The organism is Streptomyces sp. NPDC001530 (assembly GCF_042894545.1).
Taxonomy (GTDB): domain Bacteria; phylum Actinomycetota; class Actinomycetes; order Streptomycetales; family Streptomycetaceae; genus Streptomyces.
This window is the reverse complement of the sequence record NZ_JBIAVS010000023.1, coordinates 65,596-90,071: the sequence shown is the minus strand read 5'-3', so window position 1 is coordinate 90,071 and position 24,476 is coordinate 65,596. Positions and strand designations below refer to the sequence as shown.

Genomic DNA, 24,476 nt, shown 5'->3' with positions numbered 1-24,476 from the left:
GAATGCTCTCCTGCGTGCTTTCGAAGTCTGAGGGAGGGTAAGCGGGGTGAGCCTTAGATGAACTTCTGGCCCGCGAGGAACTCAGCGAGCTGCTTGCCGCCCTCGCCCTCGTCCTTGACGATCGTGCCGGCGGTGCGCGCCGGGCGCTCGGCCGCGGAGTCGACGGTGGTGTAGGCACCCTCGAGACCGACCTCGTCCGCCTCGATCTCCAGGTCCTCCAGGTCCCAGGACTCCACCGGCTTCTTCTTGGCGGCCATGATGCCCTTGAAGGACGGGTAACGCGCCTCACCCGACTGGTCGGTGACCGACACGACGGCCGGGAGGGAGGCCTCCAGCTGCTCGGAGGCGGTGTCGCCGTCACGGCGGCCCTTGACGACGCCGTCCTCGACGGAGACCTCGGAGAGCAGCGTGACCTGCGGGACGCCCAGGCGCTCGGCCAGCAGCGCGGGGACCACACCGGCGGTGCCGTCGGTGGACGCCATACCGGAGATCACCAGGTCGTAGCCGGCCTTCTCGATCGCCTTGGCGAGCACCAGCGACGTACCGATGACGTCCGTGCCGTGCAGGTCGTCGTCCTCGACGTGGATGGCCTTGTCGGCACCCATCGAAAGCGCCTTGCGCAGCGCGTCCTTGGCGTCCTCCGGGCCGACGGTCAGCACGGTGATCTCGGCGTCGTCGGCGTCCTCGGCGATCTGCAGCGCCTGCTCCACCGCGTATTCGTCGAGCTCCGAGAGCAGACCGTCCACGTCGTCACGGTCGACGGTCAGGTCATCGGCGAAGTGCCGGTCGCCAGTGGCGTCGGGCACGTACTTCACAGTGACAACGATCCTCAAGCTCACGCCGGCTCTCCTACTGCATCGTCATTTCTGGGCTGCCTTCTTTCAGGCAGCATAGGCGCCTGAAGCGGCCGATCCCGGTCGGGGCGACCCGCGCTCCGAACGAAATATTACTCGTCAGTACACCCACTGAATGCCCACTAAGCAAGCGCTTTGAACTGTGACCTTGGCAACGCTGCGTAACCGACGAGTAGGACCGGCGAGTAGGACCGCCCAGTAGCTTCAGTCGCGCAGGCCGTTGAAACGCCCCTGGTGGTACAGGAGCGGGCGGCCCGCGCCCGAGGGGTCGCCGAGGACGACCTCGGCCAGGACGATGCGGTGGTCCCCCGCGGGCACACGCGCGACGACCCGGCAGACGAGCCACGCGAGGACGTCGTCGAGGACGGGAACTCCCTCGGGCCCCTTACGCCATCGGGTGGGCGCGCCGAAGCGGTCGGCGCCGCTTCTGGCGAAGGTGGCGGCCAGTTCCTGCTGATGTTCGCCGAGCACATGGACGCCGACATGGTCGGACTCGGCTATCGCGGGCCAGCTGGAGGCGCCGACGCCGATGCCGAAGGAGACGATCGGGGGCTCGGCGGAGACCGAGGTGAGCGAGGTGGCGGTGAAGCCGACGGGGCCCCCCGCGCCGGGGGCCGTGATCACCGCGACACCGGCCGCGTGCCGTCGGAAGGCGGAGCGCAGCAGGTCGGGCGAGGCGAGTCGAGGGATGCCGAGGTCGGGCGTGGCCGTCATGGAGTTGTCCTTCTGCGAGGGCTGACGTGGGGATCCGGGGCTGCTCAACAGCCCGGACAGCGCGCACTCGCGGTGCGGGCCAGGTCCACGTGGACACGCTCGAAGAGAAGGAGTTCCGGCGGCATGCGGTCAGGCTGACGATAGGTGGTGCGCGCAGTCAAGTGCGTTCCGGCATCTGGGAGATGCGTCACCAAGATCGCCACGGCCTCAGACGGCCTCCCCCAGCGCGGCGATCACATCGGCCTTGCGCGGCTGCCCGGTGGCACGCCGTACGACCCGACCCTCGGCGTCGAGCACCAGCACGGTCGGGGTCTTGAGGATGTCGAGTTCACGCACGAGTTCCAGGCGGTCCTCGGCGTCGATCTCGATGTGAATCACGCCCGGGACCATGTCGGCGACCTCGCCGAGGACCCTGCGCGTCGCCCGGCACGGGGCACAGAAGGCGCTGGAGAACTGGACGAGCGTGGCCCGTTCGCCGAGCCCCTCCCCCAACTCCGCCGCGCCGAGCCGCTTTCCGCCGTCGCGTCCGCGCACTCTCACCCTCCCACTGCGTCGCTGATGCAGCACTCCGTACGCGCTCGCCGCCGCGAGCACCACCACGCACACCACAAGTCCGGTCATCCTCTGCACAAGCATTCACGAGACCGCAAAGATTCCCGACTCCACGCATCCCGTCCCGTGCGGAATGCTTGATTCATGGACATCGATGTGAGGGGGCCGCGGTTCGGTGCGGCCGTGACGACCGTCGTCCTGGCGGCCGTACTGATCACCGGGAGCGCCTGGCTGCTGGCCTGGCAGGTACTGGCGTTCGCGCTGGGCGCGGCGGGCGGCGTGGCGCGCGCTCCGTACGGCTGGCTGTTCCGGAAGGCCGTGCGCCCCCGACTTGGGCCGCCGACGGAGTTCGAGGCGCCCGAACCGCCGCAGTTCGCGCAGGCGGTCGGACTCGTCTTCGCCGCGGTGGGACTGATCGGTTACACGGCCGGGCCGCAGTGGCTGGGGCTCGCGGCGACGGGCTGTGCGCTCGCTGCCGCGTTCCTCAATGCCGCATTCGGGTACTGCTTGGGATGCGAGATGTACCTGGTCGCACGCCGCGTGGCGGTACGCGCGAAGTAAAGGCGGGTTAAAAGTCCGAGGTGGATCAAGTGATGGACGTGACGAGGATCTCGCCCTTCTGCGGCACCAGGACTGGCCCCCCGTCCGTTCTTGGGGCACGATCTGCGCAATGCCGTAAACCTACGGCTGCGTAACTTTCCCGCCGGGAGACCCCTTCCCGAGCAGAGAGAAGGGTCCACCCCGTCCATGGCAGAGCTTGTCTACCGTCCCGTCGTCGGTCTCGCCCAAACGCTGTTCAAGGTGTGGGACCTCAAGATCGACTGCAAGGGATCGGAGAACATTCCGCGCTCGGGCGGCGCCGTGCTGGTGAGCAATCACATCAGCTATCTGGACTTCATCTTCGATGGTCTCGCCGCCCTGCCGCAGAAGCGTCTCGTGCGCTTCATGGCGAAGGAGTCGGTCTTCCGGCACAGGATCTCCGGCCCGCTGATGCGAGGCATGAAGCACATCCCGGTGGACCGCAAGCAGGGCGAGACGGCGTACCAGCACGCGCTGCAGTCGCTGCGTTCCGGGGAAATCGTCGGCGTCTTCCCCGAGGCGACCATCTCGCAGTCCTTCACCCTGAAGAGCTTCAAGTCGGGTGCCGCGCGCATGGCCCAGGAGGCCGGCGTCCCGCTCATCCCGATGGCCCTGTGGGGCACCCAGCGGCTGTGGACCAAGGGCCACCCGCGCAACTTCAAGCGCAGCCACACCCCGATCACCATCCGGGTCGGCGAGCCGGTGGAGGCCCCCCAGGACCAGTACGCGGGCGCTATCACGCGGCGCCTGCGCGGGCGTGTCCAGGAGCTCCTGGAGGCCGCTCAGCGCGCCTATCCCGTACGCCCCAAGGGCCCGGACGACACCTGGTGGATGCCGGCGCACCTCGGCGGCACGGCGCCCACTCCCGAAGAGGTGAAGGCCGCCGAGGCCAGCTGAATCGGCCCGTCCGGCTCGGCCGGGGGGCGCTGAATCGTCACTCCTGGGGGGCCGGGGGCGCTGCGGCGTGGCGGAGCGCGTCGAGTCGTCACTCCTCGGCAGCCAGGGACGCCGCAGTCGTGGCTCCTCGGCGGCCAGAGCGCCGAGTTCGTGGTTCCTGGGCGGCCTGGGTCCGCTGAATCGCCCCTGGGGCGCGGACCCATGATTCCGCGCCCCCGGCCGCGCGCCACGCCGTCTGGACGCTCCGTCAGCCGACGGCTAGCTTCCCCGTATTGAGCGGAAGTCCGGGGAACGGGGCGCGAGTCCCGCCGCAACCGCCCCCGTGGCTGCGGGCTCACGGACGCGTCGGCATCAGTGATCGATGGGCTGCGCGAGGCGTATGTGTCCTGCGCCCGCGGTGTGCTGGGCCCGTCTGCCATGGCGGAGCGCCTTCCGGACGCCGACCCGGTGATGGGCGCCCTCGCCGCGGAGCTCTTCGACTACTGCGACTTGAAAATCGCCACGTTGGTGGGCCAGTTGGCGGGCTCCGATCCGGAGTCGCTGGGCCGGATCCGTCAGGAGGCGTTCTCGGCGCGTGTGACGGCGGTCCTCGGCGCGATGGAAAGGCACACGCGCGCGCTATCCCTGCGCGATTCCGCCTGCCTCGCGGCGGACCAGGCGTTCGTCGCCGCCTGTCGGCGCCAGGCCGCCTTCGCCCATGGGCCGCTGGAACCACCCGACTTCGAGCGCCGGCGACGCGTGCCGACAGAAGCCCTGCATGTGAGCCCGGGCATCGAGCGGCTCGACGAGAACCGCGTGGCGCAGGACGGCCCGACGCTCGGCATCGCGGAGTTCGAACGGGCCGTCGACCGAACCGTGTTGCTCGGTGATCGGGGGTGCGGCAAGTCCACCACGTGCCAGGTGCTCATGCACCGGCGCGCGGCCGACCCGAAGGCATCGGTCCCGTTCCTCGTCGTCCTGCGTGACTTCGCCCTCGCCGACGCCGAGAAACGCTCCGTCGTCGCGCCGACCGCGACCGCCGGTGCCATCAGTCGGCGGTCCGGCCTCCTGGGCCCACCCGGCGCCATGGATGCACAAGACCGCGAGCAGTGGGCCGACGGCCCCCTTGCGGCGCACGATGCGCACCGCGACGCTGCCTTTCGGCCCACCCGAGACCGCGACCCAGTTCTCGTCCACCTCGGGCTTCCCGACCTCTGCTGACTGCACCTCTTCCACCGCCTTGCGGCCCTCCACCGGTGCCAGGGTCGAAGAGGAACAAGACCAGCCCGAGGCTGTCGATGACGAGCCGGGCCGACTATGGATCGGCGACGGCGACGGGGCCCGTACCGCGCAGTGGAAGCTGGACGGTCACTCGAGTCTCGCCCTGCTCGGTGCGGGAGGTGAGCGCGCCTTCGAGCGTGGTGATCCGATCGGCCAGGTCAGCGAGGTCCGGCATCTCGCCTGTCACCGCGACGTATGTGATCAGTTGTCCATGGCATCTGTCGACGGAGACCCTCGTCGGCCTGTTCTCGCTCAGCCGAGCCACCACCAGGTACACCGTGGATTCCAGGACATCGGGGTAGCGCACGCGTGGGACATCTTCGATGCGAAGGTCTCGGGTTTGGCCCAGTGCTTCGAGGGCGACGGCAAGGCCGGCCTCCTTGAGCAGGACCGGGTAAAGTCCGCGCGCCAGCCGTCTGAGCTCGGAGATGGCCTGCTCGAGCTCCGCCTCGGCCTGGTCCAGGTGGGGTGCCGGGGTTCTCGCGCGCATCCGGAGCAGCCGCAGCCCCAAGGCCAGGCCTACAAGGCGCTGTTGGGCGCCGTCGTGCAGATCGCGCTCCAGGCGGCGCCGCTCCTCGTCGCCGGCGGTGACGATGCGGGCGCCCGAGGCGCGCAGGGCGGCGAGCTGAGCGAGGCTTTCGGCGTGGAGACGCTCGTGCTCCAGGGCCATGTGGACGCCGGACAGGAGGTCGTCGATCGTACTCGGGCTGTCCAGCAGGTCGGGGCGGTGGATCAGGGTGGCGATGTGCGAGTCGCCGCGGCGGAGCGTGGTGGCAGCTCTGCCGGTCGGCGGGGGCAGGGCGACCGGGTTGGTCGCTGCGTCGACATGACGGTTGCCGGCGCCGACTGGATAGGCGATCTGTAGGTCCGGGTCGCCGAGGCGTTCGGCGATCACGTCGCGCAACGTGCTCGGGGTGGCCGTGCCGCCCAGGTCGATCACCAGGCGGGTCAGCTCGCGCTGCCTCAGTCGGGCCCGGACCAGCTCTCCGATCATTGCGGCCGCCAGCAGGCACAGCGCCCCGGCCTGCGCCTGCCAGAGTTGGCCATCACGCGCGTCGAAGCCGAGGAAGCCGCGGTCCAGGCTGCGGATGTAGGAGACGGCCACGGCCGTGAAGTAGCCGAGGGCACACAGCGTCGGCAGGCGTGTGGACCGCCGTGCGGCCGGACTCGATGTGAGCAGGCGGCAGGCGAGGAAGACGATGAGCGCCAGCAGCCAGGCCGTGCCCGCCTGTACACCCAGCGATGCGATGCTCTGTGCGCGAGCCGAGGCGTCGACGACTGCCCACCAGTTGCGTGGGCACTCCGAGCAGCCTTCCGCTTGGGGTCGGAAGTACGCGGCCGTGCCCACTCCTTGTACGCCCACGGTGATCGCGTAGCCTGCCGCCGCGAGCGCACGGGCGGGCCGTGACCCGAGGCGGCCACTGGGGTAGGCCAGCGCCACGTGCCCCACCACCGCCGGGCAGGCCGCGTTGAGGGCGAGCCCGAGGGAGAACACGGCCGACGAGGTCGTCCCCGGGTTGTCCCACTCCGGCAGGAACCAGGCGTATGCCGCCAGAAACAGCAGCAGTCCCGTTCGTCGACCGGAAGTTCGCCGGCCGAGAGTGAGAGCACCGATCAGCAGGGCCCAGCCGGCACCCAGCAGGGCGGTCAGGCCGTGCGATGTCGTAAGCGCCGTCGAGAAGCCCCGCTCCGCCCGGGCGATCACCACGGTGACCAGGCTGAGAGCGGCTCCCAGCCCGAACAGCAGCAGGCGTGTCGGCATCGGCATGTCCCCGGCAAGCGACTCGTTCATCTGTCGGGACGATGGTCCCGGGACGGGCCTTGTTTTGGGAGAGGGCTGTCCCTGATTCTGGCCGTGGCCTGTTGCGGGGACAGCCCCGATGTCCCGCTCGAGGGACGTTCCTAGCGTCGTGGGCATCGATGGGAGGTGCCCCAGTGAAACGGCAGAAACCAGGAACGTGGGCCGCCGCGGCGGCAGTTGTGGGAGCACTGCTGGTCTCGGCGGGATGCTCGACTCCGTCACCCGATCGGGCCGGAGGGCATGCCGGCGCCGAGGCCACCGTGCTCACCCTCGCCAACCCCGGCGGAGCCATTGAGCCGCCGCAGTTGGTGGCCTGGGTCAAGCGTGTCGACCAGTTGTCCAAGGGGACGGTCAGGATCAGGTTCCGGGACGAGTGGCGCGAAGGAGAGGCCCGGCCGGAGGTGGCAACACTCGACGACATCCGCAAGGGCAAGGCTGACATGGCCTGGGTGGGAGCCCGCTCGTTCGACCGGGTCGGCGTCACGGACTTCCAGGCACTGTTGGCGCCCATGCTGGTGGACAGCTACGAGCTGGAGACGAAGGTGTTCGAGGCCGGCATTCCGGCGAAGATGCTCCGCGGAGTGGGAAAGGCCGGTGTCGTCGGCATCGGTGTGCTGCCGGGGCCCCTGACACGGCTGGTGGGTACCCGCGAGCCCCTGGTGAACCCGGACGCTCTCGAAGGCGAGAAGATCGTCAGTCAGGATTCGGCCCTGATGGACGAAAGCCTGCGGGCCCTGGGGGCGACTCCCGTCACGGCACCCGCGAGCACCGATCTCAGCTCCTACGGCGGCGTTCAGATGCAACTCGGCGCCGTCGTGGGCAGGCACCACGACCGCGATGCCAAGTACGTCACCGGCAATGTCGATCTGTGGCCGCGCCCCCTCGTGGTCGTCATGGGCAAGGCGAGCCAGAACAGGCTCTCCGCGCAGCAGCGGGCCGTCCTCACGAGTGCGCTCGAGCAGACGATCACGCAGGCGGTGGATGTCTCCCGGGCCGAGGACCGGGAGTCCGCGCCCACCCTGTGCAGGCTGGGAATGAAGTTCCCGGCGTCGTCCGCCGCCGACCTCGAAGCCATGGAGTCGGCCCTGAAGCCGGTCTATGCCAGGCTGCGCAAGGACACGCGCACGGCGGACTGGCTCGAGCAGATCCAGTACCTCAAGGAGACGACCGGCGTGGGACCTGACACCGCCTCATGCCCCGACAGGTCCACCACGGTCAGTGCGCTCGAAGGGACGTGGACGCGCACCATGGCCGACCGGGACTGGCGGCACTGGCCGGGAGACGAGACCTGGACCGTGCGTCCGCCGAACGGCACGTGGACCCTGGCCTTCGAGAACGGAATCCTCACCAAGACCGACCCCAACGGCGAGACCGAGCGGTGGCCCTATCAGACGTTCCGCGACCGGATCCATCTCGCCGGGTTGTTCACGTTCAACGCCACCTTCCGCCTCGACGGCGACCAGCTCACCTTCGACAACTTCGACTGCACGGACTGCGGAGGCTATGCCGTGACCTTCGGCGGCTCCAAGCAGCCCTGGGTCAAGACGGCGGTGGCCCGTTGAACGGGCCCCGCGGCGGTGCGGCTGCGCATCGGGGGCAACCCTGATGCGCGGCCGTCATCCTTGCTGTCACCATCGGGCCGTGGCCCCGACGCTTCTGATCGTGGATGATCACGCAGGCTTCCGTACCTTCGCCAGGGCGCTGTTGGAGGCGGAGGGGTTCGACGTGGTCGGGGAGGCCGCAGACGGCGCGTCAGCCGTTTTCGCAGCCGAGCGACTGGACCCCGAGATCGTGCTGCTGGACATCGTGCTGCCGGACCTCGATGGCTTCGAGGTCTGTGCGCGCCTGACCGAACGTGGGCGGGAGCGGCCCGCGGTCGTCCTCACCTCCAGCCGCGACGCCACGTCTTATGCAGACCGGCTCAACCGAAGTGCCGCTCGCGGGTTCATACCCAAGGACAGACTGTCGGGCACCGCGCTCTTGGCGCTGGCGGGGTGAGCACGCCATGCAGGATCGGGTGTTGTCTGTGGCCGACGCCGCGGTCGGCACGGTGCTTCTCGGCTCGGGGGCGATGGCCTGGACGGGCAGGCGGCGCAGCCGTGTCGGCTTGCTCATGGCGGTGGCCGGGGCGTGCTGGTTCCTGGGCAGCGCCTTCCCCGGCCTGGTGTTCCTCCACCGGGGACCGCTGGTCCATCTGCACCTGTCCTATCCGATCGGGCGGCTGCACCGGCGGCCGGCCACTGCCGTGGTCCTCGCCGCCTACGTGGCGGCGGGCTACGAGGGCTTCGTACGGACGCCGTGGCTGACTGCGGGACTGTCAGCTCTCGTCGTCGCGGCCGCTCTCGACGTCTTCGCCCGGACGTCGGGCCCCGCCCGGAGGGCAGGGCGGTCGGCGCTGGCCGCCGCGCTGGTCTTCGCCGGCGTGCTGGCGCTGGGCAGCGCCAACGTGCTGCTGGAGTGGGGCGCGGACCGCGCTGTCCTGCTGGTCTACGACGCGGCCGTCTGCCTGGTGGTGACCTGGCTGACGGTGGATCTGCTGTACGGGCGCTGGACCGAGGCCACCGTCGCCGACCTCGTCACGCAGCTCGGTCTGCGCACGGACACCGCGGGACTGCAGGCCCAGCTGGCCCGGGCGCTGGGCGATCCCGGCCTGACACTGGGTTACTGGGTGCCGTGGCAGCATGCGTACGTCGACGAGGCCGGCCGGCCGCTCGACGTCGACCGGCGCGCCGCGGGGCGGGTGGCGACGACTGTCGAGAACGACAGGGAGCCCATCGCCGTACTCATCCACGACCCCGCGGTGCTGGACGACCACCATCTGGTCGATGGGGCCACCGCGGCGCTGCGTCTGGCCGTCGCCAACGCACGCATGAGGGCAGAGATCCGCGCCCGCGTCGCGGAGCTCGCCACGTCACGCCGCCGCATCGTGGAGGCGGCGGACGCCCAGCGGCGGGCGCTGGAGGCGGAGCTGGCCACAGGTGCGCAACGCCACCTCGCCCAGGCAGGGCTCCATCTCGCCGCCTTCGAAGCCGAGGCGGGCGAGGAACTGCGCGCCACGCTGCCGGAGGTGCTGGCCGAGGTGGCCACCGCCCGGCGCGAACTCGCCCAGTTCGCCCAGGGAATCAGGCCGCAGAGCCTTACCGCGGGCGGACTCGGCGCCGCGCTGCCACTGCTCGCCGACCGGGCCGGGCTGCCGGTCTCGGTGGCGGTCGGGGTCGGCCGACTGCCGCCTCCGGTCGAGGCTGCAGCCTACTTCGTCTGCGCCGAGGCACTGACGAACATCGCCAAGCACGCGGCGGCCACGCGGGCGAGCGTGGAGGTCGTCGCGGAGGCGGGCACCATCGTGGTGCGCGTGACCGACGACGGCCGCGGCGGTGCCGACGCCCAGGGCTCGGGGCTGCGAGGGATCGCCGACCGGGTCGAGGCTTTGGGTGGCAGCATCACTGTCGGCGGGGGTGCCGCGGGCGGGACACTGCTCGTGGCCAGGATCGCGGCCGAGGGGACGGAGTCAGATGGAGATCGCGAACGGGGGATGTCCGATGAAGATCGTGATCGCGGACGACTCGATGCTGATCCGCGACGGTCTGGCGCGGCTGCTCGCAGAGGCCGGCTGCGAGGTGGTGGCGACCGCTGACAACACCGCCACACTGATGCGCAAGCTGGAATCCGCTGTGCCCGACGCGGTGATCATGGACATCAAGATGCCGCCGACGTACACCGACGAGGGCCTCGTCGCGGCCCACCAGCTGCGATCCATGGATCCCTCCATCGGCGTACTCGTCTTGTCGCAGTACCTCGAGGCGCACTACGCCATGCGTCTGATCAGCAACGCGCCCGAACACCTCGGGTATCTCCTCAAGGAGCGCGTTCTGGACGTCGCCCTGCTCGTTGACGCGTTGCGCCGCGTCGTCGAGGGCGAGTGCGTCATCGATCCCACGATCGTGACCACGCTGATGCGGCGGCCGCGCGACCCCGGCCCCCTCGCGGGCCTCACCGCGAGGGAACTCGAGGTTCTGGCGCTCATGGCCGAGGGGCGTTCGAACGCAGCCATCGCCGGAAAGCTGTCGATGAGTCCGAAGACGCTGGAAGCCCATGTCCGGCAGATCCTGCAGAAGCTGAACCTGCACCAGTCGCCGGACGACCACCGACGTGTACTCGCCGTCCTGAAGTACCTCCAGGCCGCGCGCTGAGCCCTGGCTCCCCATGAGCGTGCACAGCCGGGTTGACGCATGTGCACCACGGGCCCGATGTGCCGCGGGTGTTCATCGGGGTGGGCACCACCACGCGGGGCGAGCTCGCGCTTCCCGAGCTGCCCGTGCCAGACGCCTTCGGTGCGCTACTGCGCGCCTGGGCCCGGCGCGAGGTGAACTTCCTGCGACAGCCGTCGCAGGGCAGCGGTCCGGATCATCCCCGGCTCGCCTGCTCCGGGGCGTGGACGGTGATCCGCGCCCCGGGGCTGAACTTCTCCAGCAGCTCCGCGAGTTCGGCGCCGGCCGTCTCGACGTCGGCCACCGGCATCGGTGCCAGGCTCTCCAGGAGGAAGATCGCGGAGGTGGACTCCTCCGTGAACCGGGTGCGCGGTCCCTGGCGCCAGTTCCAGCGGCGGCAGGTCACGCCCGCGTCGTCGCGCCACACCACCTCGCCCGCGTCGGGGTGCTCGACGACCTCCTCGCCGCCCGCGACGGTCACGAAGTCCTCGTCGCCGGTGGCGCGCACGAGGCGCATCCCGCCCTGGATGTGGTCGGTGTCCTCACCGCCGACCGGGATCAGATGGGCGACGCTGATCGCGTTGTAGACATCGACGAGGACATTGATCCGGGGCAGTCCGCCGTCCGAGAGGGCCCGCTTGGCCAGCGCCTCCGCGGAGTTGCGGGTGCGCGACGGCTTGGACCCGAACGCCGTGTACGCCTCGCGCCAAGCCGCCATGTGCGGGTCCTCGTGCGGAGCCCGACCGTCCAGGCGTACAGCCAGACGCCGTGCCGCGTCGTCGAGCAGCGCCGACGTCCCCTCGGTGCTGGGCCCGTTGACCAGTGCGTGGGCCTCGATGGCGAGGTGGGTGAAACCGGGCGCGAGGGCGCGCACCTCGTCGGACACCGTGAGCGTGAGAGTCATCGTCTGCCTTGCCTGCCTTGCCTCAGAGTGCGGTGGGGAGCGTCTGCCACAGCGACGGCCGGTCCGGGGCCTCCTTGAGGGCGAGCAGAACGGCCGGGTGAGGTTCAGCGTACAGTACCGGGTAGTCCACCTCACTGGACTTCGGGTCGGGAATCCAGGCCAGCCGCTCGCCGTCGAGCGAGAACTGCGCGTCGACGCCGGGCTTGTTGCCCCGGCAGTCCTGCCGGGGCCAGGCCCCGTCGAACCGGACGGCGATCAGTCCGTGCACGGCATACCCGCTCCCGTCGTCGTGCAGCAGCGACTGGTAGCACAGGGCGGTCGGAATGTCTTCTGCCCGCAGCAGCGCGGCCAGCGCGTGCGCCTTGGCGTGACAGATGCCGGTGCGCTGCTCCAGGACATCGGAGGCGCGCCAGGTGACGCGCAGGTCACCGGCGTCCTGCGCGTGCGGAATCGCGTCGCGCACGAATTTGTACGCAGCCTGCGCATAGGCATACGAGTCGGCCACACCCTTCGCCAGGCGTGCGGCCACCTCGCGGACGACCGGATGGTGATGGTCGATGACCTCGTCGGCGGCCAAATAGGCGGACAGGTCAGGGGTTTCCTGGATGAGCTCCATGCCCGCAGAGCATAGGAATACGGCCGACCGAGAGTCAATTACTTTTCGATCGACCGTATATCTATGCACGCCTTCCCGGGCTAGCGGTGGGCCATCTCCTCCTTGAGGGCCGCCACGAACCCGTCGACATCGTCCTCGGTCGTGTCGAAGGAGCACATCCAGCGGACGTCGCCCGCGGCCTCGTCCCAGAAGTAGAAGCGGTAGCGCTTCTGCAGCCGCTCGCTCACGTCGTGCGGCAGGCGGGCGAAGACCGCGTTGGCCTGGACCGGATAGAGGATCTCCACGCCGTGCACCGCGCGCACGCCCTCGGCCAGCCGCTGCGCCATCTCGTTCGAGTGGCGGGCGTTGCGCAGCCACAGGTCCTTGGCGAGCAGCGCCTCCAGCTGTACGGAGACGAAGCGCATCTTGGAGGCGAGCTGCATGGACAGCTTCCGCAGATGCTTCATGTGGCTGACGGCGTCCTGGTTGAGGACGACGATGGCCTCGCCGAACAGCGCGCCGTTCTTGGTGCCGCCCAGCGACAGGATGTCGACGCCGACCGCGTTGGTGAACGTCCGCATCGGAACGTCCAGAGAGGCGGCCGCATTGGATATCCGGGACCCGTCCAGGTGCACCTTCATGCCGTGTGCGTGGGCGTGGTCGCAGATCGCGCGGATCTCGTCGGGCGTGTAGAGGGTGCCGAGTTCGGTGCTCTGGGTGATCGAGACGACCTGCGGCATCGCGCGGTGCTCGTCGTCCCAGCCGTACGCCTGCCGGTCGATCAGCTCAGGGGTGAGCTTGCCGTCGGGTGTGGGCACGGTGAGCAGCTTGAGGCCGCCCATGCGCTCGGGGGCGCCGCCCTCGTCGACGTTGATGTGCGCACTCTCCGCGCAGATCACCGCGCCCCAGCGGTCGGTGACCGCCTGGAGCGCGACCACGTTCGCTCCGGTGCCGTTGAAGACCGGGAAGGCCTCGGCCGTGGCACCGAAGTGGCTGCGGATGATCCGCTGGAGATTCGCCGTGTACTCGTCGTCGCCGTACGCGACCTGGTGCCCGCCGTTGGCCAGGGCCACGGCGGCGAGCACCTCGGGGTGGGCCCCCGCGTAGTTGTCACTGGCGAAACCGCGGACGGCCGGGTCGTGGTGACGCCGGGCGTCGGTCTTCGGAGGGTTCACGGCTTCTCGGTCAGCCACAGACGGTTTCCGTTCACTTCGGCGGCGGACTTCTCCCAGACCCCGACGATAGCCTCGGCCAGGTCCTTGACGTCGGTGAAGCCCGCGAACTTCGCGTTGGGGCGCTCGGCGCGCATGGCGTCGTGCACCAGTGCCTTGACCACCAGGATCGCAGCCGCCGACGTCGGGCCCGCCTCGCCCCCGGCCTTGTGGAAGAAGTCGGCCAGGGCCAGCGTCCACGCCTCGGCTGCGGCCTTGGCGGCGGCATAGGAGGCGTTGCCCGCGGAGGGCTTGGTCGCGCCCGCGGCGCTGATGAGGACGTACCGGCCGCGATCGCTGCGCTGCAACGCCTCGTGGAAGGCGAGGGAGGTGTGCTGCACGGTGCGGATGAGCAGCAGCTCGAGGAAGTCCCAGTCGTCGAGGCTCGTCTTGGTGAACGTCTCGCTGCCGCGCCAGCCGCCCACGAGGTGGACGAGGCCGTCGACCCGGCCGAAGTCCTTCTCGATGCGGGTCGCCCAGTCCCGGGTCGACTGCAGGTCGAGCAGGTCGACCGTGTCCCCGACGACCGTGGCGCCGCCGTGCCCGTAGCGGGCCGCGTCCACGGCCTCCGCGAGCCGCTCGGGGTCGTTGTCCGAGCCGACGACGGTCGCCCCCGCCTCGGCGAGCCGGACGAGCGTCGCGCGCCCGGCGGGTCCACCCGCGCCGGCCACCGCGATCACCGCACCGCTCAGTGGCCCGTTCCCGTTCCCCATGTCTGCCTCCCGCTGAGCAGTGTTGACGCGGTCGCTCACGCGGCGATCCGCTCGGTGCCGTCCGCCGTGATGCCCTTGGTGGAGGCGATCACATTCTTCAGTTTCTTGGACAGCGCCTCATAGAACATGCTCAGCGGAAACTCGTCCGGAAGCACGTCGTCGACGAGCTTGCGTGGCGGCTGGGTCAGGTCGAGGGCGTCGGGGCCCTTGGCCCACTTGGAGCCAGGGTGCGGTGCGAGGTAGGTGGAGACCAGCTCGTACGCCTTGAACCAGTGGACGAGCTTGGGGCGGTCGATGCCGGCCCGGTAGAGCTCCTCGATCTCGGCGCACAGCTCGTTGGTGACCTGCGGGGCGCGCTGCCAGTCGATGTGCAGCTTGTTGTCGGTCCAGCGGACGACGCCGTGCTGGTGCAGGTAGGCGAAGAGAAGCTGGCCGCCGAGGCCGTCGTAGTTGCGGACGCGCTCGCCGGTGACGGGGAAGCGGAACATCCGGTCGAAGAGCACCGCGTACTGCACGTCGCGGCCCTGCGGGAAGCCGTCGGCCTCCAGCTTCACGGCCTCCTTGAAGGCGGTGAGGTCGCAGCGCAGCTCCTCGAGGCCGTACATCCAGAACGGCTGGCGCTGCTTGATCATGAACGGGTCGAACGGCAGGTCACCGTGGCTGTGGGTGCGGTCGTGGACCATGTCCCAGAGCACGAAGGCCTGCTCGCAGCGCTGCTGGTCATGGATCATGGAGGCGATGTCCTCGGGCAGCTCCAGGCCCAGGATGTCCACGGCGGCGTCCGTGACGGCGCGGAAGCGGGCGGCTTCGCGGTCACAGAAGATGCCGCCCCAGGAGAAGCGCTCGGGCGCCTCGCGCACAGCGATGGTCTCGGGGAAGAGAACGGCCGAATTCGTGTCGTAGCCCGTGGTGAAGTCCTCGAAACGGATGCCGCAGAAGAGCGGATTGTCGTAGCGGGTGCGCTCCAGTTCGGCCAGCCAGTCGGGCCACACCATGCGCAGGACGACCGCTTCGAGGTTGCGGTTCGGATTGCCGTTCTGCGTGTACATCGGGAAGACGACCAGGTGCTGGAGACCGTCCTCGCGGTGCGCGGCGGGCTGGAAGGCCAGCAGCGAGTCGAGGAAGTCGGGCACCTGGAAGCCGCCGTCGGCCCAGCGCCGAAGGTCCTTCACGAGCGCCTCGTGGTAGGCCGCGTCGTGCGGCAGCAGCGGGGCGAGCTGCTCGATGGCGTCTATGGCACGGCGTACGGCCAGATCGGCGTCGGACGCGTCGGGGGCGCCCTCCGCCTCGAAGTCGATGGAGCCGTCCTTGGACTGCCAGGGCCGGATCTCCTCCACGGCATCCTTGAGCACGGGCCATGCCGGGTGCTCCACCACCCTGGCCACGGGAGGAACCCGCTCCTCCGTACCCACCTGCACAAGAATTTCCGTCATGTCCCATCCTCCACGGGAGAACCTCTCGTATGGACACCGTATGTATACGAGGTTCCTTCACGCAAGAGGAGACTCGGGAGATTGTCCTGCGCACCCCCCACCTTCACCGCTCTTTTTCCTGTCGGACACCGTGGAGGCGATTACTTCCGCTACGCGCCGCTGGGCGGCGCGGGCATCCGCGAGAAGCTCGGGGAAGCCGAAGAACCCGTGGAACATGCCCGGGTAGTGGCTCTCCGTGACCCGGCCGTCGGACGTCCGCAGTTTCGCGGCGTACGCACGGCCCTCCTCGCACAGGAGGTCGAAGCCCGCGGTGACGATGTGGGCGGGCGGCAGGCCGTGGAGATCGGCCACGAGGGGTGAGGCGTGCGGGTGCGCCCGATCGCCGCCTGGGTCCTCGCCGGCGGGCCTCTCGCCGCCGGCCCCGAAGTACTGCTCGAGGAACCAGCGGCCGTGGGCCGGGGTGAGGAAGTACCTCGCGCCGTCCCACCGGGGTGCGCCGCCCCGCGGCCGTAGGTCGGTGGCGGGATAGACGAGCACCTGGAGCGCGAGCTGCGGGCCGCCCCGGTCGCGGGCGATCAACGCGGCGACGGCCGCGAGGTTCCCGCCCGCGCTGTCACCCGCGACCACCAGCGCGCCCGGGTCCCCGCCCAGTTCGCCGCTGTGCTCCGCGGCCCAGCACAGCGCGGCGTACGCGTCGTGGACGGCCGCGGGGAACGGCGCCTCGGGCGCGAGCCGGTAGTCGACCGACACGACGGCCGCGCCGGCGTCCCGGCACAGGGCGCGCGCGATGGGGTCGTGCGTGTCCAGGCCGCCGAGGACCCATCCACCGCCGTGGAAGAAGACAACGGTGGGGCGGGGCGCGGGCGGCCCAGCCGGGTCCGACTCCGTATCCGGCTCCGGCTCCGGTCGATAGATGCGTACAGGAATGTCCGGCGCCCCCTCCTGCCCCGGTATCGCGCGGTCCTCGACCGAGCCCACGGCCGGCGGCGCGAAGGGCCAGGCGGGCGCGGCGGCGAGGATGCGGCGGGCCTCGGCCGCGTCGGTGACGGTGCCCCCGAGGTCCGGGAAGTGGGCCCGGACGGCGTCGATGAGGGCGAGGACGTCGGGCGTGGGTTCGGTGGACATCACGGCACCTCTCCAGGGCGATCGGGCGAACTCCCTTGCCAAGAGATAGACATGACTAACCGTCAGTCCAGCAAGTGGCAAGGGCGGTGCCCTGGTCAACCGTCGCGGGACTCGCCCACCCCGGAGTGATCCATCCGGGCGACCCGACGCGGATCTTCCCTGCCAGACACCCCATTGCCCCGCGTACGAACGGGTACATCGCACAGCGGGGCCATTAGGCTGCGGCCTTGCCGCGTGGGCGCCGCCGTCGGAACCACGCGCGAGCCGAGCCGCCGTCGACGGAAGCGAGTCGAATCTTGAACTTCCTCACCATCGGTCACCGCGGAGTGATGGGTGTCGAACCCGAGAACACCCTCCGTTCCTTCATCGCCGCCCAGCACGCGGGCCTCGACCTGATCGAACTCGATCTGCATCTGAGCAAGGACGGCGCTCTCGTCGTCATGCACGACACCGACGTGGACCGTACGACCGACGGCTCGGGGCCGATCGCCGAGAAGACGCTCGAAGAGCTGCGCGCGCTGGACGCCGGACGCGGTGAGCGCGTCCCCGTCTTCGAGGAGGTGCTGGACGCCGTCACGACGCCGCTGCAGGCCGAGATCAAGGACCTGTCGGCGGCGCGTGCGCTGGCCGAGGTCATGCACCGGCGGGACCTGGTCGGGCGGGTCGAGGTGTCGTCGTTCCACGACGAGGCGATCGCCGAGATCGCCCGCCTCGTGCCGGGCGTCCGCACGGCGCTCATCGCGAGCCGCTATGGCATCGATGTCGTGGAGCGCGCCACGGAAGCGGGCGCCGAGACCGTCTGCCTCAACATCCGCCGGCTGACCCTGGAGGTCGTCGAGGCCGCCCGCAAGGCCGATCTGCGGATCATCGGCTGGGTGGTGAACACCCAGGACCAACTGCGGCTGGTGCGCGCCCTGGAGCTGGACGGCGCGACCACCGACTACCCCGAGATCAAGCGCACCGGCCGCTTCACGGCCTGAGCGTCACGCCGGCGGCCTGAGCGTCACGCCAACGGCTTGAGCCTCACGCCAGCGGGCTGAGCGTCACGCCAACGGCTTGACCAGCAGCTCGAACTGCAGGTCGTCGCGCTGCGGAATGCCGAAGCGCTCGTCGCCGTACGGGAAGGGCGTCATCTTTCCCGTACGGCGGTAGCCGCGCCGCTCGTACCAGGCGATGAGGTCGTCGCGTACGGAGATCACCGTCATGTGCATCTCCGCGACGCCCCAGATCTCGTAGGCGTGCCGCTCCGCCTCGGCGATGATGACCTTGCCGAGGCCGCCTCCCTGGAGCGTGGGGCTGACCGCGAACATGCCGAAGTAGGCGTGGTCGCCGCGGTGTTCGAGCTGGCAGCAGGCGACGACAGCGCCGTCCCGCTCGACGGTCAGCAGCCGGCTGTCGGGCGACTTGATGACCGCGAGCACGCCCTCGGGGTCGGTCCTCTGGCCTTCCAGGATGTCCGCCTCCGTGGTCCAGCCGGTCCGGCTGGAGTCCCCGCGGTACGCCGACTCGATCAGCTCGACCAGGGCGTCCACATCGGCATCGGTGGCGTCACGGAAGGTCATTCCGGTGGCGGCGGCGGTATCCATGGAGCGTTTCTCCGTTCGATGGCGCGGCTCGGGCATCGACGAGCCTAACCCTCCTCTACGCTCCGGGTGCATGGTGCATGTACTGAGCAGCCGGACCCTCCTGCGCCCCACCGACCCGGAGCGCTCCCGGACCTTCTACGGCGAGCGGCTGGGTCTCGCCGTCTACCGCGAGTTCGGCACGGGCTCCGAGCGCGGGACCGTCTATTTCCTCGGCGGCGGCTTCCTGGAGGTGGCGGGCCGCTCCGAGGTCCCGCCCTCCCCCGCGCTCAAGCTGTGGCTCCAGGTCGCGGACGTGGCGGCGGCACATGAGGAGCTGACGGCCGCGGGTGTCGAGGTGCTGCGGCCGCCGGTGAAGGAGCCGTGGGGGCTCATCGAGATGTGGATCGCGGATCCGGACGGCACCGAGATCGTGCTCGTCGAAGTCCCCGAGGATCACCCGCTGCGCTACCGGCCCTGAGGGCTTCTCCAAAAAGGTTGAACTCTGTTCAGGGAAAGCTGAGCCTTGTTCAGGAATCGACACTCGCCGGGATTATTGATCCGCAAACAAAATCCTTTACTCAACATCAACCTTACTGACGCGTATTCAGAAACAACCAAATCCAGCCCTTCCGCTGGAATTAACAATTCCACATCCAGTGATGCATAGAATGGATCAACCATGGCCCATCACGGGGCACCCGCGAGCTCCGGCCGGGACTTCGGAGCAGGGGAGGGCAAGTGGAGAAGCCGTTGCGCTTCAAGATTCTAGGTCCGCTGAGCGTGCTCTCGGACGACGGACAGGTGAAGGTGGGCGGGCCGCGTCATCGAACCATTCTGGCACTCTTGTTGTTGAATCCGGAGAGAACGGTATCGGTCGACAAGCTGGTCGACGCGGTCTGGGGAGACCAACCGCCCGCCACGGCACGTACCCAGGTATCGATTTGCATAGCCGCCTTGCGCAAATCATTCAGGAAAGCTGGAATCACCGAGGAAGTCATCGTCACGGCACACCCGGGATATCTGCTGCGCGCCAGTGGACATCACCTGGACAGCCTCGAATTCTCGGCGCTCGTCTCCAGAGCCGAGCACGCCGTCCAGGAGAAGCGGCTGTCCGACGCCGCCCGGCACTACGCCGAGGCGTTGCGCCTGTGGCACGGGCCCGCACTGGCGGGGGTGACCGGAGCGGCGGTGGAGGACGAGGCACGGCGCCTCGAGGAGTTACGTCTCAACACCTATGACGACGCGATCGCCGTCGAGCTGGAACTCGGTCATCACCAGAGAATCATTCCGGAACTGGACGCCACGGTGCGCGCGCACCCCATGCGCGAGCGCACCCGGCATCATCTGATCACCGCGCAGTACCGTTCCGGCCGCCGGGCCGAGGCCATGGAAACGTTCCGCCTCGGGCGCCGTCTGTTCATCAACGAACTCGGTCTCGAACCGGGCCCGGCGCTTCGCGAATTGCACGACGCGATCCTGCACGACGACGTGTCTCCGGCTGCGGGCGAGCGGGGGCCGTCCGCCGCGGAGCACGAACAACCGCGGGATCTGGTGGGCAAGCCGTTCGAACTCCCGCCGGACGTACCGGGTTTCACCGGCCGCGTAAGGGAAATGGCGCTGCTGGACGCCCTGTTGGAGCGTACGGCCGAGGTGCGCGGGCCGACCGGCGGGCTCATCACGGGCGTCGGCGGGCTCGGCAAGACCTGTCTGGCCGTGCACTGGGCGCACAGCGTCTCCGAGCACTTCCCCGACGGGCACCTCTTCGCGGATCTGCGCGGTTACGACGAGCATCACGAACCGACCCCGGTCGGCGAGGTCCTCGGCCGGTTCCTGCGCTCGCTGGGCGTGCCCGGCGACCGGATCCCGGTGGGCCTCGAGGAGCGGGCCTCGCTGTATCGCAGCATCCTGGCCGAGCGGCGGGTGCTCGTGGTGCTCGACAATGTGCACTCGTACCCGCACATCGTGCCGCTGCTGCCGAGCAGCCCCGGCTGCTCTGTGCTGATCACCAGCCGGGAGCAGCTCGCCGAGCTGGTCGCCTGGCCGCCGCGGTGCCGGGTGCAACTGGGCCGGCTGACCGGGCCCGAGGCGGCGGAGCTGCTCGGCCGCATCGTCGGCGAGCGGCGTGTCGCCGACGATCCCGCGTCCGTCACCCGGGTCGCGGAGCTGTGCGACCGGCTGCCGCTGGCGCTCAGGATCGCCGGGGCGCGGCTTGCCGCCAAGCCACACTGGACGGTAGCGCGGCTGGTCTCGCTGCTCAGCGACGAGCGTCGCCGGCTGGACGAGCTGAGCGAGGGCGAGTCCCAGGTCAGGGCGGGCTTCGCGCTGAGCTATCGATGCCTGAGCGACGAAGCTGCCCGGCTCTACCGGCTCCTCGGTCTGCTGGAGGTGCCCGACTTCGCGCCGTGGCTGAGCGCCGCGCTCGTCGACACGGATCCCGCGGCGGCGGAGCGGCTTCTGGAGCAGCTGGTCGACGCCCAGTTCCTGGACGTGGCCGGCACGGACGCGAGGGGCCGGCCGCGCTACCGCTTCCAGAACCTGCTGCGGCTGTACGCCTATGAGCGCGCCCAGGGCGAGGAGTCCGAGCAGGAGCGGGGGGCCGCCCGCGAACGGGTCTTCCGCAGCGCGCTGTCCCTGGCGGAGCTGGCCCACCGGCGCTTCTACGGAGGTGACTTCAGCGTCATCCACAGCACGACCCCGCGCCGTCCGCTGCCCGACGACGTGGCCGCCGATCTGGCCGTCCGGCCGCTGCAGTGGCTGGAGGCGGAGCGACGCACTCTGTCCGCTGTGGTGGAGCAGGCGGCGGAACTCGGCCTCGACGAACTGGCCTGGGATCTGACCATGTCCACGGTGGTGCTCTTCGAGACCCGTGACCACACCGACGACTGGCGTGCCTGCGCGGAGCGCGCCCTCGCCGCGGCACGGGCCGCAGGGAACGTCCGGGGACAGGCCGCGATGCTGCACATCCTGGGCGCGCTGGAGATGCGGCTGCGGCGCTTCCCGGAGGCCTACGACTGCTTCGCCGACGCACTCGCCCTGCACACACGGGCCGGGGAGCGGCACGGGCGGGCGCTGGTGCTGCGCAGCATGGCGATGATCGACGAGATGCGCGGCGAGCTGACCAGAGCGATGAACCGCAGCACCGAGGCGCTCGGGGTCTTCCGCGAGGTGGGTGACCTCTCCTCGGAGGCCCATGTGCTCAACAACATGGCGCAGATCGAGCTCGACCGCGGTGATGTCGACCGGGCGGCCGAGCTGAGCCGGGAGTCCGTCCGGGTCGCCGAGGCCATCGGTGACGGCGGCTCGCGCAGTGTGGCGCTGGCCACGCACCGGCTGGGCCGGGTGCTGCTGGCCCAGGGCCGTTTCGCGCGGGCCGAGGAGGCCCTGCTGCGCATGGTGCGGATCGTGCAGGACAACTCCGACACGCTGGGGCTCGCGCACGGGCTGCTGGCGCTCGGGGAGGCACGGCTCGGGGCGGGCCGCTGGGAGCAGGCCAGGATGACGCTGACGCAGGCCCTCGACGCGGCGGACGAGGTCAGCAATCCGCTGGTGGAAGGGAAGATCAAGCTGGCGCTGGGCGAGGCCTGCGGGAAGTGCGGCCAACGCGCCAGCGCACTGCGCCATCTGACGGAGGCTCGGGACTGCTTCGCCCGTATCGATGTGAAGCCCTGGCTGGAGCGGGTCGACCGTGCCCTCGATGCGCTGGGCCCCGAAAGAGCCGCGGCGCTTCCCTCGGCGCAGACGTCCACGATGGCGGGCGGGTCGCCGGATCGCGCGAGTACGGCGCGGGCGGCGGCCGCGACGTCGGGGCGACGCCGCTGAGACATGCGGCGAGAGGCGGGGACTCACGGCGGAGCGTGGGACGAAGGCGAATCGATAGTGGTCCGAAGCCGCATGTCTCTAGTTTCGATTGCGAACGAAGGGGACGGCGCCCGGCGCCGTCCCCTCACCCGCACTCGCTACGGCAACACACTCGGGGGTCACCATGCAGAACATCTGGAGCACGACGGCCAGGCAGATAGTGATGGTCTGGATCATCGCCCTGTGCGCACTTGGCGCGGCAGGTTCCCTGGCCGCGGCGTACAGCGGAGCCGGACCGGCCGGCACGACGGCGGTCAGCCCCGACGAAGAGGACTGGCACTGAGGTACGCGCCGTCGACTGACCGGTCCGGCTCCGCTGGTGCGGAGCCGGACCTCCGTCAGCGTCCGGCCGTGGAACGTTCTCGTTCGCGATGCGCACTCGCGAGGGACTCGGCGAAGAGCAGCACCAGTTCGTGGAAGCGGTACAGCGGACGGCCCAGGCGGTCGACGCCGCAGATGTCGAGCAGCGCCGCGTCCACCAGGTGCTCCAGGCTCTCCTCCGCCGCCGACTCGGGCTCGGCGAGATGCCGGGCAGCCCGCTGGGCGGGGAACGGCTCCGTGCCGATCCCCGCCAGACGCACCAGCGTACGCCCGGCCTGTCTGGGCAGCTGCCGCACCGACGGAAGCAGCACCCGCCCCAACTCCAGCCCCCCGTAGGAGAGTTCGCGCAGCCTCTGCTCCGGATCGGCGAGCCGGGACGCCAGCCAGGAGACCGGCCAGTGCGGCCGCGCGGCCAGTCGGCTGCCCGCGATGCGGACCGCCAGCGGCAGCCCTCCGCAGTAGCCGAGCACCTCGTTCGTGGCGTCGGGCTCGGCGAGCAGCCGTCGCCTGCCGACGCCGGCCGCCAGCAGCTCGTACGAGGTGTCCCGCTCGAAGGGGGTGAGGACGGTGGTGCGTGCCTGGGCCACCCTGGTCAGCCTCGCCCGTCCGGTGATGAGGACGGCGGCCTCGGCGGACCCCGGCAACAGCAGGTCCAGCTCCCGGCTGTCGACGGCGCCGTCGAGGACCACGAGCAGTCGCCGGCGCGCCGTGCGGGTGCGGTAGCGGCGGATCAGTTCGTCGAGGTCGGCGCCGCCTCGGCCCATGCCGTCGACCGGTGCGCCCAGGGCGCGCAGCAGCACCGTCAGGACCTCGGCCAGCTTCTTCGGGCGGCCGTCGGGGTGCGCCAGTTCGGCGAAGAGCTGGCCGTCGGGGAAGTGCACGGCGCTGCGGTGCGCGGCCCGTACCGCGAGAGCCGTCTTGCCGACGCCAGCCATGCCGGTCACCAGCAGTGCGCGGGGCCCGCCGCCCTTGCGGGATTCGGCCAACTGCCCGCACAGCGCGGCCAGTTCCTCCTCGCGCCCGATGAAGTCCTCGATGTCCGGAGGCAGCGTCGCGGGACGCGGCTCGTACGGGTCGCGCGGATCCCCGTCGGCGTACGACGCGGAGACCACCGTACGGGCCGGCGCTCCGCTCTTGGTGCCGAGGCTGCCGACCAGGACGGCCTGGTAGGTGGCGCCGAGCGCTTCGCCGGGCTCGATGCCCAGCTGCTCGTCGAGCACCTTGCGGCCCTCGTGATAGGTGTGCAGCGCGTCGGCCTGCTGGCCGCAGCGGTAGAAGGCCGTCATGAGCTGGGCGCGCAGCTTCTCGCGCAGCGGGAACTCGGCGACCAGGCCGGTGAGTTCGGCGGTCAGCTGCTCGTGCCGGCCGAGCTCCAGGTCCGCCTCGACACGGCTTTCCAGGGTGTGCAGCCGCAGCTCTTCGAGGCGGGCCAGCTCGGCGCCCGCCAGATACTCCGTCACGTTGCCGAGCGCGGCCCCCCGCCACAGGCCCAGCGCCCGGCTCAGCTGGGTGCTGGCCTCCAGATGGCGACCGCGGCCGAGCGCCTGGCGCCCCTCCCGGTCCAGCTGCTCGAACTCCAGCAGGTCGATCGTGCTGTGCGGCGCCCGCAGGACGTACCCCGGCGGGCGCCGGTCGATCTCGACGTCGTCGCCCAGCAGCTTGCGCAGGCGCGACATGTAGGTGTAGATCTGCGCTCCTGCCGTGGCGGGCGGCTCCCACCCCCACAGCATGGAGCTCAGTCGTTCGTCGGACACGACACGCCCCCGGGCGAGCAGCAGGCTCGCGAGGACCGTGTGCACCTTGGATCCGGACAGTGCGATTCTTACGCCACCCTTGCGGGCTTCCACCGGGCCGAGGACTTGGAAGTCCATTCGGCACCCCCCGTC

At 70.2% G+C, this 24,476-nt stretch carries 23 protein-coding genes; 11 read left to right on the top strand and 12 right to left on the bottom strand.

Translation table 11 applies throughout. The features are described from left to right. Positions 1-53: 53 nt before the first annotated feature. From ACFY0T_RS38630 to ACFY0T_RS38620, 3 genes are all read right to left on the bottom strand, one after another. On the bottom strand, positions 54-839 hold the full coding sequence (locus ACFY0T_RS38630) for an electron transfer flavoprotein subunit beta/FixA family protein (RefSeq protein WP_388881901.1): 786 nt from the start codon (positions 837-839) through the stop codon (positions 54-56). A gap of 219 nt (positions 840-1,058) precedes the next feature. Further along, the gene (locus ACFY0T_RS38625) at positions 1,059-1,568 is read right to left on the bottom strand and encodes a flavin reductase family protein (RefSeq protein WP_388881898.1); all 510 of its coding nucleotides are present in this window, start codon (positions 1,566-1,568) and stop codon (positions 1,059-1,061) included. Between the two features lie 207 nt (positions 1,569-1,775). Beyond that, positions 1,776-2,189: a TlpA family protein disulfide reductase gene (locus tag ACFY0T_RS38620; RefSeq protein WP_388881895.1), complete on the bottom strand. Its 414-nt coding sequence runs from the start codon at positions 2,187-2,189 to the stop codon at positions 1,776-1,778. A 75-nt stretch (positions 2,190-2,264) separates the two neighbouring features. On the opposite strand from ACFY0T_RS38620, the gene ACFY0T_RS38615 reads away from it, so the two are divergent. The 3 genes from ACFY0T_RS38615 to ACFY0T_RS38605 all read left to right on the top strand — a co-directional run bounded on the left by ACFY0T_RS38615 (position 2,265) and on the right by ACFY0T_RS38605 (position 4,796). Further along, the gene (locus ACFY0T_RS38615; protein ID WP_388881892.1) at positions 2,265-2,681 is read left to right on the top strand and encodes a DUF4395 domain-containing protein; all 417 of its coding nucleotides are present in this window, start codon (positions 2,265-2,267) and stop codon (positions 2,679-2,681) included. Between the two features lie 186 nt (positions 2,682-2,867). Further along, a complete protein-coding gene (locus ACFY0T_RS38610; RefSeq protein ID WP_388881889.1) occupies positions 2,868-3,596 on the top strand; it encodes a lysophospholipid acyltransferase family protein in 729 nt (242 codons plus the stop codon). 354 nt (positions 3,597-3,950) lie between these two features. Next, complete coding sequence (locus ACFY0T_RS38605; protein WP_388881886.1) at positions 3,951-4,796, top strand: hypothetical protein; 846 nt, start codon at positions 3,951-3,953, stop codon at positions 4,794-4,796. 94 nt (positions 4,797-4,890) lie between these two features. On the opposite strand, the gene ACFY0T_RS38600 is transcribed toward ACFY0T_RS38605, so the two are convergent. Then, the gene (locus ACFY0T_RS38600) at positions 4,891-6,648 is read right to left on the bottom strand and encodes a histidine kinase (protein WP_388881883.1); all 1,758 of its coding nucleotides are present in this window, start codon (positions 6,646-6,648) and stop codon (positions 4,891-4,893) included. A 143-nt stretch (positions 6,649-6,791) separates the two neighbouring features. On the opposite strand from ACFY0T_RS38600, the gene ACFY0T_RS38595 reads away from it, so the two are divergent. From ACFY0T_RS38595 to ACFY0T_RS38580, 4 genes are all read left to right on the top strand, one after another. Further along, positions 6,792-8,219, top strand: coding sequence for a TRAP transporter substrate-binding protein (locus tag ACFY0T_RS38595; RefSeq protein WP_388881880.1), 1,428 nt, complete (start codon positions 6,792-6,794; stop codon positions 8,217-8,219). Positions 8,220-8,319: 100 nt separating this feature from the next. Beyond that, on the top strand, positions 8,320-8,655 hold the full coding sequence (locus ACFY0T_RS38590; RefSeq protein WP_388881877.1) for a response regulator transcription factor: 336 nt from the start codon (positions 8,320-8,322) through the stop codon (positions 8,653-8,655). Positions 8,656-8,677: 22 nt separating this feature from the next. Then, on the top strand, positions 8,678-10,291 hold the full coding sequence (locus ACFY0T_RS38585) for a sensor histidine kinase (protein WP_388881874.1): 1,614 nt from the start codon (positions 8,678-8,680) through the stop codon (positions 10,289-10,291). Then, complete coding sequence (locus ACFY0T_RS38580; RefSeq protein ID WP_388881871.1) at positions 10,197-10,847, top strand: response regulator transcription factor; 651 nt, start codon at positions 10,197-10,199, stop codon at positions 10,845-10,847. Before ACFY0T_RS38585 ends, ACFY0T_RS38580 begins: the two co-directional genes overlap by 95 nt. A gap of 214 nt (positions 10,848-11,061) precedes the next feature. Here ACFY0T_RS38580 and ACFY0T_RS38575 read toward each other — a convergent pair whose 3' ends face one another. From ACFY0T_RS38575 to ACFY0T_RS38550, 6 genes are all read right to left on the bottom strand, one after another. Continuing rightward, on the bottom strand, positions 11,062-11,769 hold the full coding sequence (locus tag ACFY0T_RS38575) for a B3/4 domain-containing protein (RefSeq protein ID WP_388881868.1): 708 nt from the start codon (positions 11,767-11,769) through the stop codon (positions 11,062-11,064). A 22-nt stretch (positions 11,770-11,791) separates the two neighbouring features. Further along, complete coding sequence (locus ACFY0T_RS38570) at positions 11,792-12,385, bottom strand: transglutaminase domain-containing protein (RefSeq protein ID WP_388881865.1); 594 nt, start codon at positions 12,383-12,385, stop codon at positions 11,792-11,794. 80 nt (positions 12,386-12,465) lie between these two features. Further along, positions 12,466-13,539, bottom strand: a complete 1,074-nt coding sequence (locus ACFY0T_RS38565) for a threonine aldolase family protein (protein WP_388881862.1) — start codon at positions 13,537-13,539, stop codon at positions 12,466-12,468. Beyond that, positions 13,536-14,288, bottom strand: a complete 753-nt coding sequence (locus ACFY0T_RS38560) for an SDR family NAD(P)-dependent oxidoreductase (RefSeq protein WP_388881859.1) — start codon at positions 14,286-14,288, stop codon at positions 13,536-13,538. Before ACFY0T_RS38560 ends, ACFY0T_RS38565 begins: the two co-directional genes overlap by 4 nt. 35 nt (positions 14,289-14,323) lie before the next feature. Next, the gene (locus ACFY0T_RS38555; RefSeq protein ID WP_388881856.1) at positions 14,324-15,721 is read right to left on the bottom strand and encodes a DUF6421 family protein; all 1,398 of its coding nucleotides are present in this window, start codon (positions 15,719-15,721) and stop codon (positions 14,324-14,326) included. A 57-nt stretch (positions 15,722-15,778) separates the two neighbouring features. Further along, positions 15,779-16,846, bottom strand: coding sequence for an alpha/beta hydrolase (locus tag ACFY0T_RS38550; protein ID WP_388881853.1), 1,068 nt, complete (start codon positions 16,844-16,846; stop codon positions 15,779-15,781). A 296-nt stretch (positions 16,847-17,142) separates the two neighbouring features. Between ACFY0T_RS38550 and ACFY0T_RS38545 the strand changes: the two genes are divergently transcribed. Further along, a complete protein-coding gene (locus ACFY0T_RS38545; protein WP_388881851.1) occupies positions 17,143-17,826 on the top strand; it encodes a glycerophosphodiester phosphodiesterase in 684 nt (227 codons plus the stop codon). Positions 17,827-17,889: 63 nt separating this feature from the next. Here ACFY0T_RS38545 and ACFY0T_RS38540 read toward each other — a convergent pair whose 3' ends face one another. Continuing rightward, positions 17,890-18,432, bottom strand: coding sequence for a GNAT family N-acetyltransferase (locus tag ACFY0T_RS38540; protein ID WP_388881848.1), 543 nt, complete (start codon positions 18,430-18,432; stop codon positions 17,890-17,892). Positions 18,433-18,502: 70 nt separating this feature from the next. Between ACFY0T_RS38540 and ACFY0T_RS38535 the strand changes: the two genes are divergently transcribed. The 3 genes from ACFY0T_RS38535 (at position 18,503) to ACFY0T_RS38525 (ending at position 22,552) form a co-directional block, all read left to right on the top strand. Next, positions 18,503-18,889 carry a VOC family protein gene (locus ACFY0T_RS38535; RefSeq protein ID WP_388881845.1) on the top strand — a complete coding sequence of 129 codons (387 nt, stop codon included), beginning with the start codon at positions 18,503-18,505 and terminating at the stop codon, positions 18,887-18,889. Between the two features lie 260 nt (positions 18,890-19,149). Then, positions 19,150-22,230 (top strand): BTAD domain-containing putative transcriptional regulator, encoded by a 3,081-nt coding sequence (locus ACFY0T_RS38530; RefSeq protein WP_388881842.1) that lies wholly within the window; start codon positions 19,150-19,152, stop codon positions 22,228-22,230. Between the two features lie 163 nt (positions 22,231-22,393). Further along, the gene (locus ACFY0T_RS38525; protein WP_388881839.1) at positions 22,394-22,552 is read left to right on the top strand and encodes a hypothetical protein; all 159 of its coding nucleotides are present in this window, start codon (positions 22,394-22,396) and stop codon (positions 22,550-22,552) included. A 55-nt stretch (positions 22,553-22,607) separates the two neighbouring features. On the opposite strand, the gene ACFY0T_RS38520 is transcribed toward ACFY0T_RS38525, so the two are convergent. Then, the gene (locus ACFY0T_RS38520) at positions 22,608-24,461 is read right to left on the bottom strand and encodes a BTAD domain-containing putative transcriptional regulator (protein WP_388881836.1); all 1,854 of its coding nucleotides are present in this window, start codon (positions 24,459-24,461) and stop codon (positions 22,608-22,610) included. Positions 24,462-24,476: the final 15 nt, after the last annotated feature.

Bases quoted from the DNA above. Each gene is read 5' to 3' on its own strand.
- ACFY0T_RS38575 (WP_388881868.1), bottom strand. From the start codon at position 11,769: ATGACTCTCACGCTCACGGTGTCCGACGAGGTGCGCGCCCTCGCGCCC.
- ACFY0T_RS38580 (WP_388881871.1), top strand. From the start codon at position 10,197: ATGAAGATCGTGATCGCGGACGACTCGATGCTGATCCGCGACGGTCTG.
- ACFY0T_RS38620 (WP_388881895.1), bottom strand. From the start codon at position 2,189: ATGACCGGACTTGTGGTGTGCGTGGTGGTGCTCGCGGCGGCGAGCGCG.
- ACFY0T_RS38535 (WP_388881845.1), top strand. From the start codon at position 18,503: ATGGTGCATGTACTGAGCAGCCGGACCCTCCTGCGCCCCACCGACCCG.
- ACFY0T_RS38570 (WP_388881865.1), bottom strand. From the start codon at position 12,385: ATGGAGCTCATCCAGGAAACCCCTGACCTGTCCGCCTATTTGGCCGCC.
- ACFY0T_RS38540 (WP_388881848.1), bottom strand. From the start codon at position 18,432: ATGGATACCGCCGCCGCCACCGGAATGACCTTCCGTGACGCCACCGAT.
- ACFY0T_RS38520 (WP_388881836.1), bottom strand. From the start codon at position 24,461: ATGGACTTCCAAGTCCTCGGCCCGGTGGAAGCCCGCAAGGGTGGCGTA.
- ACFY0T_RS38615 (WP_388881892.1), top strand. From the start codon at position 2,265: ATGGACATCGATGTGAGGGGGCCGCGGTTCGGTGCGGCCGTGACGACC.
- ACFY0T_RS38610 (WP_388881889.1), top strand. From the start codon at position 2,868: ATGGCAGAGCTTGTCTACCGTCCCGTCGTCGGTCTCGCCCAAACGCTG.
- ACFY0T_RS38550 (WP_388881853.1), bottom strand. From the start codon at position 16,846: ATGTCCACCGAACCCACGCCCGACGTCCTCGCCCTCATCGACGCCGTC.
- ACFY0T_RS38600 (WP_388881883.1), bottom strand. From the start codon at position 6,648: ATGAACGAGTCGCTTGCCGGGGACATGCCGATGCCGACACGCCTGCTG.
- ACFY0T_RS38560 (WP_388881859.1), bottom strand. From the start codon at position 14,288: ATGGGGAACGGGAACGGGCCACTGAGCGGTGCGGTGATCGCGGTGGCC.
- ACFY0T_RS38555 (WP_388881856.1), bottom strand. From the start codon at position 15,721: ATGACGGAAATTCTTGTGCAGGTGGGTACGGAGGAGCGGGTTCCTCCC.
- ACFY0T_RS38525 (WP_388881839.1), top strand. From the start codon at position 22,394: ATGCAGAACATCTGGAGCACGACGGCCAGGCAGATAGTGATGGTCTGG.
- ACFY0T_RS38625 (WP_388881898.1), bottom strand. From the start codon at position 1,568: ATGACGGCCACGCCCGACCTCGGCATCCCTCGACTCGCCTCGCCCGAC.